Raw genomic sequence first — 15879 nt, 5'->3', positions numbered from 1 at the left:
TCGGGAGATGAAAGGCGCCGGCTCACCACGTTGGGTGACGCCCCGGCACGTTCACCGGTCACGACCACTTCCCCGAGTTTTTGTATGTCCGGGGAGAGACATACGGTATGTATGCTGCTTTCTTTGAATACCTCGTTCAAAGGCACACGCCGGGAACCGTAACCCAGGCACTGCACGAGGACCGTATCCATGAAACACGTTCCATGACCGAAAACAATCATTCCACGGGGGGAGCTGACAAGTAACCGTTCCCCGGTCAGGATATAGGCCCCTTCAATGGGAAGCCCGCTTTCCTGGTCAATGACCAGCAGAGTATCGCGTGTACCCGTCGATTGCCGGTCAGCCTGTACCCGTGCTTCCATGGGAGAAGGGAGGGTACATAGGCAGACAACAAGCAGGCACACATACTGGAGATATGCATGAAATGTCATACTTGAAAAAATATAAACGGGTTATAATCTGTTAAGACGGGACATGAAAAGCCCCTGCACGCAATCACAGTGATGGCATGCGAATCCCTCAAGGGAGTTATGACAAACACACAGGGGGTGCACGGAGGAAATGCGGGAAAAGAATGACGATGACATCTGTTTCCCCGGAGATAAGATACCTTACAGGCCTGCCAGTCGGAATATAATCGTATATAAAAATCCCTGCCTCGACAAACGGGGAGAGCGTAAAGAGACAGATGGTACAATTTTCAGGAGAATCGTGACGGGAGTGTCCCTGTTCGTTATGGGATACGCACGAATGTTCCCCGTGAACATGAAAAGCTTTCACGAGGAAAAAGGGCATCAATGTCAGCAACAACATACATGCTATGACAGCCCGCTGTCTCTGTCTTTTTTTCGTACGATCCATTAGTTTGCAAAATTAACGGTTTTAATCATCACTCGCAATACCTACAAATAATGATTTGCAAGCATAAACACCATGTATATTTGTTACGGATACCAGACAGACCGTTTTATTCCTCCAACCAGTCGTCTGAGAGCCCGAAACTCCTGTCACAAAACAATTCAGCCAGACCTGAGATTTGTTTGAAACGGAGTAACTCGTTCTTGTCCATGCCTATGTTGCGCATGATCCAGCTGTCGGACATACCCGATTTTGACAGTTCCGCCACAATACCTGTCATAAGTTCCAGCGAGTGCATTCCCCTGGCCCTGTTATGACGGATAGTCGAGGCCATCCTGTTCGAGATGTCTTTGTTTATGACCGTTACAGGCAGCAATCCGTTCTCGCGCTTGTAAATCCTGACGGATGTTTTCATAACCAGATAGCGGTGGTAACCGTCAACCAGCTCGTAGATATCCTCTTCTTCCCGGTAATAACACACGAGGGGCATCGTGTAACCGTCTTCCCAGATGGACAGTTCCAACAGTTTCATCTCCGGGGGAGCAACGACATTCGGGTTATAGCTGTTGGCCACGATTTTCTCGACTGGCACGGCCTTGACGTTATACGCCGGACTTTTAAAACTTGACATGACAATCACAATTTATATCTTTTCAAAACTCTCTCTTTCATCTCCCTCTCCCGTTTGGTCTGCGTGAAACCCATATACTTGCAGGTATGATCGTTTTTCAGGATGCAGACGCACATTCGTTTGTAAGTGGGTATTTCACGAAATTCAGGGATATCTATCTCGTCTATATACTCCATGCGGACGGGCCTCTTGTCAGTCCGGTATGCCGTGCATTCTTCCACCGTGAACGGTACACCGGCCGCACGCAGCTTCCCGATCGTTTCCTTTCCCAGGCAGCCTCCTTTTTCTCTCCAGAATTTCTGGCTCACCCTCAGTTTCTCCAGGTAGTTCTCCCTTGTCGCCCGGGGAAGCGTGTCAAGGAGGAAGTACATGTACTCTTTCCACGTGAACCCGTCCGGACAACTGATGGAGCGCCAGCCCATCGCAACCGTGTTCCCGTACATTCCGGCGAAACTGACGCCGTTGACCCGGCTGACCATGCGTCCCCAGGTATCCGGATCAATAACTTTATAAAGATGTAGGGTCGAAACGGCCTGTGAGATAAACGGGCTGGCCACCCTCTGGCGGGACAAGGGAATCCCGGCCTGGTAATACAAGTCATACAAACGGTTATAATCCCAACCATACCGGGCATACCCCGTCCACACGTCCGTTGTCTTCCAGTCGTATATCGGGTAGGCGTTATAAGTGTAATATCCTACACGGTGAGTCCACTTGTAGTTGGCCAGCTTACGGTAATTCTTGTCGGAATGAATCGCCCGCCACCGGTTGAAGCTCTCCTGCGTGCGGATCCCCACGAGGCAGCAAACACGCTTGCATCCCTTCTTACGACGTATCCAGGAAGGGAAAAGAGACTGGAAGTCGTAATCCCACAGGCTGTCGTTCCAGAAATCAAAATCTTTCACGGTAAGAGCGGTGCCCGGCATCTGGCGAACCCAGATATTCTGGTACCCCTCTTGCCAGGGACGCCAGTACTGCTGGTACATGGAAGTACATGTGGGTACCTTGAAGGGGACACAACAGTGGAACACTTCAAGGATATCCCGGTTGTTGGAAAACATCCTTTCCACGTACTCCGTGCTCTGGCGGTACTGCACCTCGTAATCCATGTGGAACACACCCAGTTTTCTACCGGGTGCATGCATGCGGATATAATCCATGCACAAATGGAGAAGGATACCGCTATCCTTGCCACCGGAAAAAGAGACATACACGTAATCAAAATAGTCAAAGATGATCTTCAATCTCCGGTTGGCGGCCTCGTGGACATCCATCCGGCACATCATGCCCCACCTCCTTCATGATAACGCATCTTGACATACTTCTTCCACTCGACACAGGGGATAAAATTCTTCATTGAAAAGTCTTCCACGTGGCGTTCGTGTACAACGGCCACAAGGGAACCATCAGAAGAAAAATCATGGATAATACGGTCCAATAACACCTCTATTACAGAGGAGTTATCCCCGCTAATATAGTAGTTATCTATGCAATTGTTTGTCAAGGTCATTTTCACGGGCATGAATCCCAACACCCTTTGCTCATCCATGGCAATGTACCAGACATGGTTACGCGTCGTTTTGAAAGGGTAATTATTATTTTGCCGCAATACGGCCGGGTTCATTACCAAAGGCGCGACAAGGTCAAAAAGCCGACCGTCCAATCCTTGTAACTTCAGAATGTTCATGATTCCAATCCGTTATTACTAAAAATCGAATGTGTACCTATTATGCGTTTGTCCATGATTTCCGGCATTATCATGCCGCAAGCACGTTACAAATGACTATCCGCAAACATGGATATCAATGGGGACGGGAATGATACCTCCTGAGTTTCCAAAAGGGAGAAAAACATAAGAATGAACAATAATGCCACGGGAACGATCTCCACACCCCATTCCCCTATCAGCTCAAAAGTCACGTGCAGGTCACATACCCTTCTTTCCGAAAACATATGACCGGAAAGGCAGGAGCAGAGAACACGGAAAAAACAATTCAAAATTTAGTACATGATATTAAAAAATTATACATTGAAAATCAGAGGAGCGACCCGCCAATCAACTGGTGATTGGCGGGTGCCCTCTGGTTTAAAATAAAAAATCACCTTACCAGATTCGGGTTTTTCTGGGAATCCATATCAGGATATGGAAGATACATCAGATTGTCACTCCATGTCCTGTTCGTATATTCTACAGACTCCTTTACCAAGATCCCGTCGGCGACTTCAACAGCCGTGTTCTCCGCTCTTTCCTTAAAGGTGTCTTTCAGTCTGTTCATACGGAACTGGTCCGCACGGCGTGTGACAAGGGCCACCCAGTAGCCTGCCACCTCCCAACCATGCTCCTTATAAGCCGCTTCGGCAAGGTCATCTGCAGAAAGTCCGGTGAGCGGTTCCAGTCCGGCACGCTCGCGGACATCATTCAGACACTTGAATGCCAACTCGTCCGTCTGCCCCGTCCTGGCCTTGGCTTCCGCATACCACAACAAAACCTCCGAATAACGAATGATTCTATGCCGATGGTCATTACACATGTTCTGACTGGCCGGTTTTGTATAATCATACGGGGCACTGGTATTCACTTTTGACGCAGGATCCCAGTTGACGGAGAATATACTGAACATGGGGTGATGTTCCGGAACGACAGGGGTACCGTCCTCCTTCAACTCCCACCAGTCAACCAACGTTCCGTCTTTCAGACGAATCTTGGGATCATAAGTCGCATCTTTTCTCGGACCGTCAGGAAACTCCTTCCAGAAACGAATTTCACCCCAGGCGTCTCCCCAGCCGCCCAGCGATTCAAACTGGTTACATGAAGTAAGCTCCGAATCCTGTGCCCAATCCACGAACGGTGAATAATTTATGCCGAGCACCGTCTCATTATTATAGTTATTGCTCATAGCATACACATCTTTGTAATCCTTATCGAGCTTATACTCGTATTCACCTCTGTTCACACCCTCAATGACCTCCTTCGCCTTTTCAGCAGCCTTTGCGTAATATTCCGTTTTGTTCATCGGCCAGCCGGCCATAGCCATATACACTGCTGCCAAAGTAGATTTGGCTGCCTGCCGGGTTACATACACATTCACTCCGTTCAGAAAGCGGGGGCTGCCACTGTAACCCGTAGGCAATACGGCCTCAGCTTCGGTCAGGTCCTGCACAATATGACCATACACTTCTTCCACGGGGGATAGAGGTTTGGTATAATCATCGTTGACATTGTCCAGATTCATCGGCAGCGGTCCCCAAAGTCGCACCAGGGTAAAATAAGCGTATGCCCTCCAGAATTTAGCCTGCCCGAGGGCGATATTTATCTCATCTTGAGTGGTAGGTGTTTTAGAGGCCCCCTGTATGATCAAATTGGCAGCCTTTACAATGGCATAATGCATGTTCCACGCATCTTTGACACCCTTGTTGTTGTTTGCTGCGGCAAACTTGTCCATTTCTGCGGCAGGCTGTTTGTTGCTCCCCGAATTGGTCGTTATATCATCCCCCTGCCACTGGGGCAGCTGCATGTTCGTATATACCTGTGAAAGATTGACTTTCTGGTAAAGGGCATATATGCTCATGTTCAATTCATCCTGGGTAGAGAAGAAGTTTTCCGGAGTGAGTTTTCCCCTGGGATCTTCCGTTAAGAAATCACTGCACGACATCAGTGAAAATGACAGGGCAACCATAGTGCCTGCTATTATTTTTATTTTCATAAGTTCTTCTATTTTAGATTTAAAAATTCATCCGGAGACCGAATGTGAATGTTCTTGGGGAAGGATAGGCTCCCATGTCAATACCCGCGTCAACGTCAACGCTGCTGTTCGAGAAGGTAGTACCGGCCGGATCCATCCCCTTGTACCCGGTTATTGTAAAAAGGTTCTGACAGCTGAAAGTAAGCCGCAAATCAGCGAATCCCGTTGTCTTTTTGGGGAAAGTGTATGAAAGACTGATATTCTCCAGACGAAGGAAGTCCGCGTTCTCCAGCCATTTGGTTGAAACCGGCTGCAGATTATTTCCACCTTCGGTCAGGCTCGGGTATGTTGCCGAAGAGCCAATCTTGTCGAATCCCTTCAGATAGGCGTCTGCCAGAGTTACAAAGCGGGAATTCCCTTCGGCCGAAGCCATCGTATATCTTACAAGATTCAAACGTTTGGCTCCGAAAGATCCGTTGAAGAACAGGTTCAGATCCCAGTTTTTATAAGACAGGGAGTTATTCCATCCCAGGGTGAAATCGGGATTGGCCTTGCCGATGACCTTGCGGTCGCCACCGTCTATCATCTGATTTCCATCTACATCCGTGTAAGTGTCATGTCCCTTTTCATCCAAGCCGGTCCATTCATATCCCCAAAAAGTACCGATGGCCTCACCCGGCTTGATAATGGTGGCATAATCAACCATACCGGCAGCCGGACTGGAGCCGTTGATGAAATCATTCTCACCACCGGAAAGGCGTTCCACGCGGTTCTTCAAATAAGTACCGTTCAAGGTGGAGGTCCATTGGAACCGGTCATTCTGCATAATCCGGGCGGTCACGCTCAAATCAATACCACGATTACTGATTTCGCCGTCATTCACCCAAAAAGAGTTACCGCCGACATATCCGGGGATACTTCTTTTAAGCAACGCATCTGTAGTACGCTTATAGAAATAGTCCACACTGAAATTCAGCCGCCTGTCGAACAGGGAGAACTCCAGACCCAGGTCGAACTGCTTGGTCTTCTCCCACGTAAGCTCGGGAGTTGCTATGTCATTTGCCCAATAACCGGTAAAATTACTGTTGGTTCCAAAATTGTATGCAGTAGCACTCATAAGGCCCATGGTCGCGTAAGGACTGATGGCCTGGCTACCCACAATACCATAACTGGCGCGAAGTTTAATGTCCTGAACCGAGGAAACATCCTTCATGAAATCCTCATTGCTCAACGTCCAAGCTGCGGCAATAGAAGGAAAGTACCCCCATTTCTTTTTGGCAAAGCGAGAAGAACCGTCGGCACGAAATGTTCCGGTAAGCATATAACGATCCTTAAAATTGTACATGACACGGGCCACTCCCGACATCAGCGCCCATTGCTCGTAACCATTGTTTGCATCACGAGAGGAAGCCATACCCACATTCCACCAGCCCACACCCTCGGTCAGCAGGTTGTTACCGGTTATACCCATTGTCCTGGTTTCGGAGGAGGTCACCTCATATACAGCCGTGGCTGTCAGATGATGGTCATTCCAGGAACCTGTATATGTCAGATTGTTGGAGCTTTGCAGCATCAGACGATAAGTATCGTTATTGCCCATACCACTCTTGGTCCCCACTCGTTTGGAGCTGAAACTATAACTTTTCCCGTCATAATAGTCCACGCCATTGGTTGTGGTGAATGTCAGCCCCTTCATTATATCAAGGCGCAAATCAACACGTCCGTTGAAAACATTGGTCATTGTCTCTCCCGACTGCAACTTTAGGATACCGACCGGGTTGGAAGCTATGGAATTATAAGTATCGGTGTTATAGTTCCCGTTTTCGGCCATCATCGTCATGGTAGGCGAATAGTTCAAAGCAATCCAGATCGGATTATCCTTACCGGAGGCAAAAGATCCCCCGCGACGCACACCGTGGGAAGCATTGATGTCAGCCGTGATATGCAGCCAGTCGGTAAGCTGTGAGGAAAGATTCGCCTTCGCCTGATAACGCTCGTTCTTCGATTCAATGACCACACCTTCCTGGCTCATGTAGTTGGCGGAAATGTAATATTGGGTCTTCTCGCTACCATTGGAAAGAGCCAACTTGTAATTCTGGGTGATCCCCGTACGGAAAATCTCATCCTGCCAGTCGATGCCCGCCGTTCCGTTCTGATAGGATTGCATCTCTTCGTTTGAGAAATCAATACCTTTGACCTCCTTGAGCGCCAGAGCGTAATCGTATGCTCCAAGGATATCGTATCTCTTATATACATTGGAAACTCCCACTGATGCGTCGAACATAATTTCACGCACACCGGCCTTACCACTCTTGGTAGTGATCAGAACGACCCCGTTCGAACCCCTGGAACCGTATATGGCAGTGGACGATGCATCTTTGAGAACCTGCATCGAACGGATGTCCTCGGGATTGATACCGTCCAAACCGCTTTCGCGGACGATTCCGTCAACCACATACAAAGGGTCGTTGCTTTTGCTGATGGAGTTAGCACCGCGGATGCGGATTTTCACGCTTCCCCCGGGGACGCCGCTGTTCTCAACATGAACGCCACTGACACGCCCCTGAAGAGCGTCTGCAACCTGGGTTATAGGCTGGTCCTTGAAATTTTTGTTGTCCAGCACGGCTACGGAACCGGCCATATCCGCTTTTCTTACAGCACCATAGCCAATAACAACCACCTCGTCAAGGACTTCGGCATCTTCCTTCAAAACGATGTTTAACGGTTCACCTGTCCAGGCTATTTCCTGGCTCTGATAGCCGACATAAGAAACAACAATTATATCCCCTTTTTTTACGTTCCTAAGGGAAAAATCACCGTCAAGTCCCGTAATGCTGCCGTTTGTCGTCCCTTTGACAAGTACGGATGCGCCGATAATGCTTTCGCCATTGGCATCTTTGACAACTCCTTGACAGATATCACTCTGTTCGATAATTTGTCCCCTCAGGGAAGGGTAGTCAGGGAACGCATAAACCTGCATCCCACACAATAGCGAGAGCGACAGAATTGCTCCCGCTGTTTTTTGAAGTGTATTCATAAATTATTTAGTTAGGAAAAAAAGTTCGATAAGAAACATGTTCAGGCGTTATGCTCTTTTCAATACAAGTTCTGTATTCTACCCGGATCATATCTCCTTGGTTGAAACGCTGAAAGTTTCAATAAGGGTATTACCATCTGTTATATATTCTTTTTCCAAACGGTTAACCTCCTTGTCGTCAATGTAGCCTATTACTGTTATATGAAGCCGTTTACCCGCCTCCGAGATACTGGAAACCGAACCGGCACAGGTCATGAAAAACGCATTCCCATTTGTACAACAAGACATAGTTGCCGTCCTTATTTGGGCAGAATAGGAATCACCAATGTATTCTCCCTTGTCATTGTACAACTTGGCGGGACCACCCTTGTCAGCACCACCGATACTTACACTCACTTCAAATGAATCTGTGTCACCGGACTGTTGGATTACAATTTTATGAATTCCTGTCTGAAAATCAGATGCGTTTTCCGTTCGTTCATTGTCACATCCTACAAATATAAATCCGGCCAAGAGCAATACAACACTCCATAATGTGAATTTACTTTTCATATTTATATTTACAACAATAATTGATAAAAATAATATATCTATAAATCTTGCCAAGAAGAATATTAATCATCTAAGGCAAACAAATTATCTAATTAACAACAATATATTTATTGAATATAATACGCGGCCCATTATTCATTGTGCAAATGAAAAACAAAATAAAATATTATTGATTATCATTTTAGCCCTATAATTTATCAATATGGCCTAATAGTTTGGAATATATAAACAAAATATTATACAATAAGATAAATACATCAAATAAAAATACCTTAGATTTATATTACAAAGGAGATGATTATGGCAAATTTCTATGTTTCATGTAATGTGTCAAAGTATAATAAGAGAAATAGAGAGGAGCTGTAAGGTTATTTTAGGACAAGTCAGGGTGAGAAGTAAGAGAAAAACGACTTTTTCCAATCATTGGATGCGTAAATACCCCAATTTGATAAGGGATTATATACCAAAGGCTCCCAATCAATTATGGGTAAGCGACATTACTTATATTGAGATGGCAGGGTGTTTTGCTTATCTAGCACTTGTAACAGATGCCTATTCTCATAAGATCGTTGGTTGGGAGCTTGCTCCATCACTTCGTGCTTGCAATGCTCTTGCTGCCTTGAAAATGGCTTTAAATAGTTTACCGGAAGGATATTCCGGGCTTATTCATCATTCAGACAGAGGAAGCCAATATTGCAGCGCCAGTTATGTTAATTTGCTAACGCAGCATAAGGTACAAATTAGCATGACGGAAAGTGGCGATCCACTTGAAAATGCAATAGCAGAAAGAATAAATGGCATTCTGAAAACAGAATGGATATACGATGTTAAGCTAAAATCATGGCAGGAAACTATTAACTTCATTAGTCGAATTATTGATTTATATAATAATCAAAGACCGCATCAGAGTATCAGTTATATGGTTCCTGCCTTGGTTCATCAAACAAATATTAAAACGGAACGCAAATGGAAGAATTATTATCGAAAGAGGAATGTACTTAATGAAGAAGTCTCTATCTTTGAGCCGAAGTGTAAAGGCACAGCAGGACTAAAACACTCAATTCCTGATAATGTCAAGCTCATATAGGACAAAGTAATATAATCTGTAAAGTTTTTCTAGGACAAGATAATTCATTGGTGCAAGGTGCAGCTATATCTGTATATAGCTGCACCTTGCACCAATGAATTACATCCTAAAAATCAATAATTTACATTTTTAGTAACAAGAATAGGTGCAAATCCTTTTTTGCACTTATTCTGTTACTTACACTTTTCTTGTTTTTTTCCGTTTACACAGAAAACTAAAAATCTCCTGTTTTTTTCTTTTTCGGTCAAAATTAGTATATTTGTATCAGTTCTAAAAGTGAAGCAAAGCAATGCACTGAAATTAGCACCGCTACCAAATCGCTACCAATTACCAGGCTTATCGCTCTTTACGCTTTATCAATCAGCCGATTAAAAGAAAATCTTAGTTTTTCCACAAAAAATATTCCGGTGAACAATCAGAATGCCATTCAGATTGTGATGGAAGAAGATTCTGAAATTCTGGAAGAAGTAGTGGTTGTGGCTTACGGTACGCAGAAGAAGATATCTTCTACGGCTGCTGTATCAAGCATGAAGACAAAAGATGTAGCGCAAAAGCCGGTTATCAATATTTCTAATAGTTTGGCGGGCCGTATGGCGGGAGTCATTGCAAAGCAAGGATCGGGAGAACCGGGAGCTGATGGTTCTGATTTGAGAATCCGTGGTGTGGCTACGTTAGGCAACCAATCTCCATTGGTCGTAGTGGATGGAGTTCCCCGTGACTTTTCACGTATCGATCCGAATATGATCGAGGATATTACTATCCTGAAAGATGCGGCTGCCGTAGCTCCTTATGGTATGGCCGGTGCCAATGGGGTAGTATTGGTGACTACAAAAAAGGGAAAAAGCGGTGCCCCGGTACTTTCATACAATAGATATATCGGTTTTCAGAACCCGACCCGCATCACTGACCAGGTTAATTCGTATGAATATGCTTTGATGAAAAACGAAGCGGCTATGAATGCAGGTTATCCCAATTATTATGCTTACTCACAGCATGATCTGGAAATGTACCGGAAGACCTGTGCCGGAGATCCGGATGCCGATCCTGACCGCTATCCTAATAGCAACGGTCTGCGTGACTTGGTACAAAACAATTCTGTGATTACGAATCACAACTTACAGCTATCCGGTGGTAGCGATAAATTCCAGTACTATGTGTCTTTAGGATATTCTTATCAGGAAGGAATGTGGAGCACTACCGATTACCAGCGTTTCAATTTGTTGGCTAATTTAAGCGTGGATGCCACCAAATACACGAAAATCAGTTTAAGCCTGGGTGGATGGCACGAAAAGAAGAATTATCCGGGTGCCGATACAGGCGACATCATGTATCAGGCTTATCGTACTCCTCCTATCTCAGCTATTCAGTACTCGAATGGTCTGTGGGGACAATATGTAGGTAAGTCACTTTTCGGGCTGACTTATCGCAGCGGATACCGTCAGGAGCCGGCCGACCAACTGAATACTTCTCTCTCTATAGAGCAGCAACTTCCCTTCATTCAAGGGTTAAGCATCAAAGGAGTAATCAACTACGACCCGTATCGTGTGAAGAAAAAGAAATATCTGACACCGATACCTGTATACACACTGGATGCATCACAAACTCCGTATCAATTCATGGAAGGATTTCAGGGACCGGAAAAACCGAATCTTGAACAATCATTTGAAGAAAGCGTGAGCATGACTTATCAGGGAATGATTAATTACTCACGGACTTTCGGCAAGCATACGGTTACCGGACTCGGAGTTATTGAAGCACGCGAAAGAAACGTATGGAACATGAGTGCCAAACGTCTGAACTATAATATTGACATGGATGAAATCAATGCGGGAAGCAGTGACCCTGCCGATATCAGCAACGGCGGTACGTCCTGGAAAGAACGTCAGGTAGGTTACGCATTCCGTTTGGGGTATAATTATGATAACCGTTATATGGCGGAAGTTTCCGGTCGTTATGACGGACACTACTATTTTGCTCCGGGCAAACGTTTTGGTTTCTTCCCTGCTTTCTCACTGGGATGGAACTTGCGGGAAGAATCTTTTATGAAGGACATCGAATGGATGGATAAACTGAAATTACGCCTTTCTTATGGTGAGTCCGGAAACTTGGCTGGTAGTTCTTATCAATATATGAGTGATTATGGATTTGGAAATGCTGTAAATCTTGGCGGCGTACCTATGATGGGTATGTGGGAAAACTTACAGGGAAATCCGAACATCACTTGGGAAAAAGCCAAGAAGTTTGACTTCGGTGTGGAATTTTCCGTATTGAACGGTATGCTTTCTTTGGAAGCTGACTATTTCTATGAGAAGCGTTCGAATATGCTGATGGCTCCGAATGCATTGGTTCCGGCAGAATATGGTATTCCTTTGTCACAGGTCAATGCGGGAAGTATGCACAATCAGGGTATTGATTTATCTCTGAATTTCAACAAGCGTATCGGCAAAGACTGGATGATCAGTGCAAAAGGTACTTTCACTTTCGCACGTAATATTCTGGATGAAGTATTTGAGACGGAAGCTACCTTCAATAACCCGAATCGTCGCAGAACAGGACGTCCTGACGGAACAATGTTCGGATACAATGCTTTGGGGTATTTCACTTATGATGACTTCAATCCTGACGGTTCCTTAAAGGCAGGCATCGCTACTCAACCCTGGGGGCAGGTATATCCGGGTGATTTGCGCTACGAAGATTTAAGTGGTCCTAACGGCGTGCCTGATGGAAAGATTGACGAGCATGACCAGACTGTAATCGGTTTCTCTAACTGGGCGCCCGAAATTATTTTCGGTCTGGCTCCTACTGTTCAATGGAAGAACTTCGACCTGAACGCATTGATTCAAGGGGCTACCCGTACCAGCATTTCATTGGGTGAGACTTTGGTAATGCCTTTCTTTGATTCTGGTTCGGCTACTAAGTTACAATTCAGTGATCACTGGACGCCGGATAACACGAACGCACCCTATCCCCGTCTGACCAGTGAAGTAACGGTGAATAACCATCGTCAACCTTCTTCGTGGTGGGTACGTGATGCTACTTATATCCGTTTGAAGAGCATTGAAATCGGTTATACCTTGCCTCGTTCGGCACTGAACTTTATTGGTATCAGCTCTGCCCGCGTATATGCTTCCGGACAAAACCTCTGGACATGGACTCCGTTTATGAAAGAGCTGATCGACCCGGAAGCCAAATCCGCTAATGGCAAATACTATATGCAGCAGGCTGTATATGCTTTTGGTTTGAATATTACTTTTTAATTAGTTAACCATCATAACAAGATAGAATATGAGAATACATAATATAATAAAAACAGTTTGCCTGGCAGGCTCATTAGCCTTGCTGTCTGCCTGTGAAGACTGGCTTGAAATAGAGCCGAAAGACCGTTTTGGAGATACAACGGTCTGGGGATCGGAAGAAAATGCCGATATGTTTCTGAATGATATCTATAATCAGTTGCCGCATCTGAACAATGAAACACAGAATCTGGACCAATATTCGGATAATTCATACGTAGGTGCGGAATGGATGAATGCCCGTACAACGATTTATACCGGAGCATTATCTCCTACCAGTTGGATACCCGGCCCTTGGGATATGTGGAAATGGGGACGTCAGAACAATGACGACGCCAAAGGACAGTATGAACGTATCCGCTCCTGTAATCTGTTCATTACAAAAGTAACAGAATCCGATTTCTCGGCAGATTATAAGAAAGAACGTCTTGCAGAAGCGCGTTTCTTGCGTGCCTGGTTCTATCATTATCTCTGGATGGCGTACGGTGGTGTACCTATCATTACGGAAGTGCTGGATAATAACGTGAGTACGGATATCTTTTATCCGCGTGAGACTGCACAGAAAACATTTGAGTTTATCGACAAAGAGTTGGACGAGATTAAAGATGATCTTCCTCCACGTCGTAGCGGTTCCGATCTGGGACGTGCTTCCAAAGGAGCAATTCTGACGCTGAAAGGATGGGTGGAACTGTTCCATGCCAGTGAATTGCGTAATCCGGGTAAAGACAAGAAACGCTGGGAAGCAGCTGCGGCTACCTTGAAAGATGTAATTGACTTGCAGGTCTATCGTCTGCAACCGACTATTCTTGACCTTTGGACAGAAGCTACCAACAATAACGATGAAGTGATCTTCGACTTCCAGATGTCTAAGCAGAATGGCGGGCGTCGTGAAGGCCTGTTCGGTCCGGTGTTTGTAAAAGGAGTACAGTCCAGTTGGGGAAATATGCAGCCTACACAGGAACTGGTTGACGACTATTGCATGGCAAACGGATTGCCTATCACTGACCCTGCATCCGGTTACAATAAGAATAATCCTTATAAAAATCGTGAGAAACGCTTCTACCAGAGCATCCTGTATGACGGATCCATGTGGCAGGGGGAAGAGATTATCACTCGTGTAGGCGTAGGTAGTCCCAATGAGATTGATACTTCTTCGGATAGTGACGTTACGAATACGGGATACTATACTCGTAAGACGATTGACGAATCCGTGAATGGAGCGGACAATCTGCAAATGAGCAACGGAATGGCAAATTATATTTTCTTCCGTTATGCAGATGTGTTGCTGATGTATGCAGAAGCTTCTTTGGAAGCCGGAGATAAACCGACTGCCATCGAATATCTGGATATGGTGAGAACACGTGGAGATAATATGCCTTCTATCAACGATACTTATCCGCAGGGAATCACAGAAAATCAGTTGCGGGAAATCATTCGGAGAGATCGTCGCATAGAACTGGCGTTTGAAGATAAGCGTTGGTGGGACATTCTTCGCTGGAAGATTTGTGATGGTGAAAACGGAGTGATGAATAAACCGATTGGCGGTATGAAAATAGAAGATACCAATGGAGATGGTGTGTGGGAATACAATTATCATGAAGTTGGTAAACGTACCTTCCTGCCACGTATGTATTATCAGCCCATTCCGCAGTATGTGATAGACAAGAATCCGGTGATCCGCGAGCAAAATGGTGGTGAAGACGGATGGGTAAACGGGCAGAATCCCGGATATTAATAAAGAATGTAAACCTTGAAAGATTATTCGTATGAAACTAAATAGATTTGTCATGGCGGCAAGTGCGGTACTTTGTTCGTTTGCCTTGCTGAGTGGATGTAGTGATGATGATGTTTGTAAAGTATATATTCCGGAAGCCAAAACTTTGCAGATTAAAAACTTCGATTTGGGTGAAGAACTGAGAGAAGTATTTCATGTGGCTGTGACTGCCAGTGACTATGTGACCCGTTCCGGTAAGGAAGTGGGAGGAGATGTAAAGGTACAGTTGACTGTGGATGAGGCGAAGGTGCAGGAGTATAATTCTTTGTGTGGGACAGACTATCCTTTACTTCCTTCCGATTGCTATACGCTGACAACAGAAACTGTGATTCCGGCCGGGGAGAGTTCTTCTGCCGATCTGGTGCTTACGGTAAATGCACAGGGAAAAATCCAGCCGTTTGATTCTTATTTGCTGCCGGTCACTATCACTTCGGTAGAAGGTGCGCAGGCGGATCATATTCAGCAGACGGTATATTACCTTTTGAGTGGTGCGGAAGATGTATGGGCGATGCCATTGGCCGATCGCAGTGCATGGCAGGTAGTAGAAGTTTCTTCGGAAGAGACGAGCGGCGAAGGATCAGAGAACGGTCACGCTATCCACGCTTTTGACGGACTGAAAGGAACTTTCTGGCATACACAATGGAAAGGCAACGAGCCTCAGCCACCACATCATATCGTAGTAGATATGGGGCAGGAAGTGAAAATGCTGGGCTTTCAGTATGTATCCAGAGATCATGGTGAAGCATGGCCGCAGGAGATGACGATGGAAACCAGTCTGGATGGCTCGAAGTGGGAGTCGGCAGGAACTTACAGCGACCTTCCTGCGGGGGCAAAAGAGGAATTCCGTTCCTATTTTCCGGGATTTAAGCAGGCACGTTATTTCCGTCTGACAATAACTGCCGTGTATAGTGGCAAATGGGCAACAGCGGTAGCAGAGATTAATGCGATTTCTATTATTAAATAA

Annotated in this window: 11 protein-coding genes and 1 pseudogene; 4 read left to right on the top strand and 8 right to left on the bottom strand. The window is 45.6% G+C overall.

Annotated elements, in window-relative coordinates; all coding sequences use genetic code 11:
- From DW640_RS24075 to DW640_RS19420, 8 genes and pseudogenes are all read right to left on the bottom strand, one after another.
- Positions 1–431: pseudogene (locus tag DW640_RS24075) on the bottom strand (TonB-dependent receptor); the annotation flags it as partial.
- 97 nt (positions 432–528) lie between these two features.
- A complete protein-coding gene (locus tag DW640_RS24070) occupies positions 529–861 on the bottom strand; it encodes a hypothetical protein (protein WP_008640858.1) in 333 nt (110 codons plus the stop codon).
- A gap of 106 nt (positions 862–967) precedes the next feature.
- Positions 968–1489 carry a ParB/RepB/Spo0J family partition protein gene (locus DW640_RS19450; protein WP_032561875.1) on the bottom strand — a complete coding sequence of 174 codons (522 nt, stop codon included), beginning with the start codon at positions 1487–1489 and terminating at the stop codon, positions 968–970.
- Between the two features lie 5 nt (positions 1490–1494).
- Positions 1495–2775 (bottom strand): DUF3440 domain-containing protein, encoded by a 1281-nt coding sequence (locus DW640_RS19445; protein WP_032561876.1) that lies wholly within the window; start codon positions 2773–2775, stop codon positions 1495–1497.
- Entirely contained in the window at positions 2772–3176 is a 405-nt protein-coding gene (locus DW640_RS19440; RefSeq protein ID WP_005798039.1) for a hypothetical protein, read from the bottom strand. The genes DW640_RS19445 and DW640_RS19440 overlap by 4 nt, the downstream gene beginning before the upstream one ends.
- 412 nt (positions 3177–3588) lie before the next feature.
- Positions 3589–5193 carry a RagB/SusD family nutrient uptake outer membrane protein gene (locus DW640_RS19430; protein ID WP_032561877.1) on the bottom strand — a complete coding sequence of 535 codons (1605 nt, stop codon included), beginning with the start codon at positions 5191–5193 and terminating at the stop codon, positions 3589–3591.
- A gap of 19 nt (positions 5194–5212) precedes the next feature.
- The gene (locus tag DW640_RS19425; RefSeq protein WP_032561878.1) at positions 5213–8209 is read right to left on the bottom strand and encodes a TonB-dependent receptor; all 2997 of its coding nucleotides are present in this window, start codon (positions 8207–8209) and stop codon (positions 5213–5215) included.
- Positions 8210–8296: 87 nt separating this feature from the next.
- The gene (locus DW640_RS19420; RefSeq protein WP_012055839.1) at positions 8297–8761 is read right to left on the bottom strand and encodes a beta-barrel fold lipoprotein; all 465 of its coding nucleotides are present in this window, start codon (positions 8759–8761) and stop codon (positions 8297–8299) included.
- A 388-nt stretch (positions 8762–9149) separates the two neighbouring features.
- On the opposite strand from DW640_RS19420, the gene DW640_RS19415 reads away from it, so the two are divergent.
- The 4 genes from DW640_RS19415 (at position 9150) to DW640_RS19400 (ending at position 15879) form a co-directional block, all read left to right on the top strand.
- Entirely contained in the window at positions 9150–9848 is a 699-nt protein-coding gene (locus DW640_RS19415) for an IS3 family transposase (RefSeq protein ID WP_157454349.1), read from the top strand.
- A 257-nt stretch (positions 9849–10105) separates the two neighbouring features.
- Positions 10106–13105, top strand: coding sequence for a SusC/RagA family TonB-linked outer membrane protein (locus DW640_RS19410; RefSeq protein ID WP_370448855.1), 3000 nt, complete (start codon positions 10106–10108; stop codon positions 13103–13105).
- Positions 13106–13133: 28 nt separating this feature from the next.
- Positions 13134–14876 carry a RagB/SusD family nutrient uptake outer membrane protein gene (locus DW640_RS19405; RefSeq protein WP_008759713.1) on the top strand — a complete coding sequence of 581 codons (1743 nt, stop codon included), beginning with the start codon at positions 13134–13136 and terminating at the stop codon, positions 14874–14876.
- Between the two features lie 31 nt (positions 14877–14907).
- Entirely contained in the window at positions 14908–15879 is a 972-nt protein-coding gene (locus tag DW640_RS19400; protein ID WP_032813636.1) for a BT_3987 domain-containing protein, read from the top strand.

This window comes from Bacteroides sp. AM23-12, assembly GCF_003434395.1.
Classification (GTDB): Bacteria; Bacteroidota; Bacteroidia; order Bacteroidales; family Bacteroidaceae; genus Bacteroides; species Bacteroides thetaiotaomicron.
Note: the sequence above shows the minus strand (reverse complement) of the source record. Positions and strands in the feature narration are given on the sequence as shown.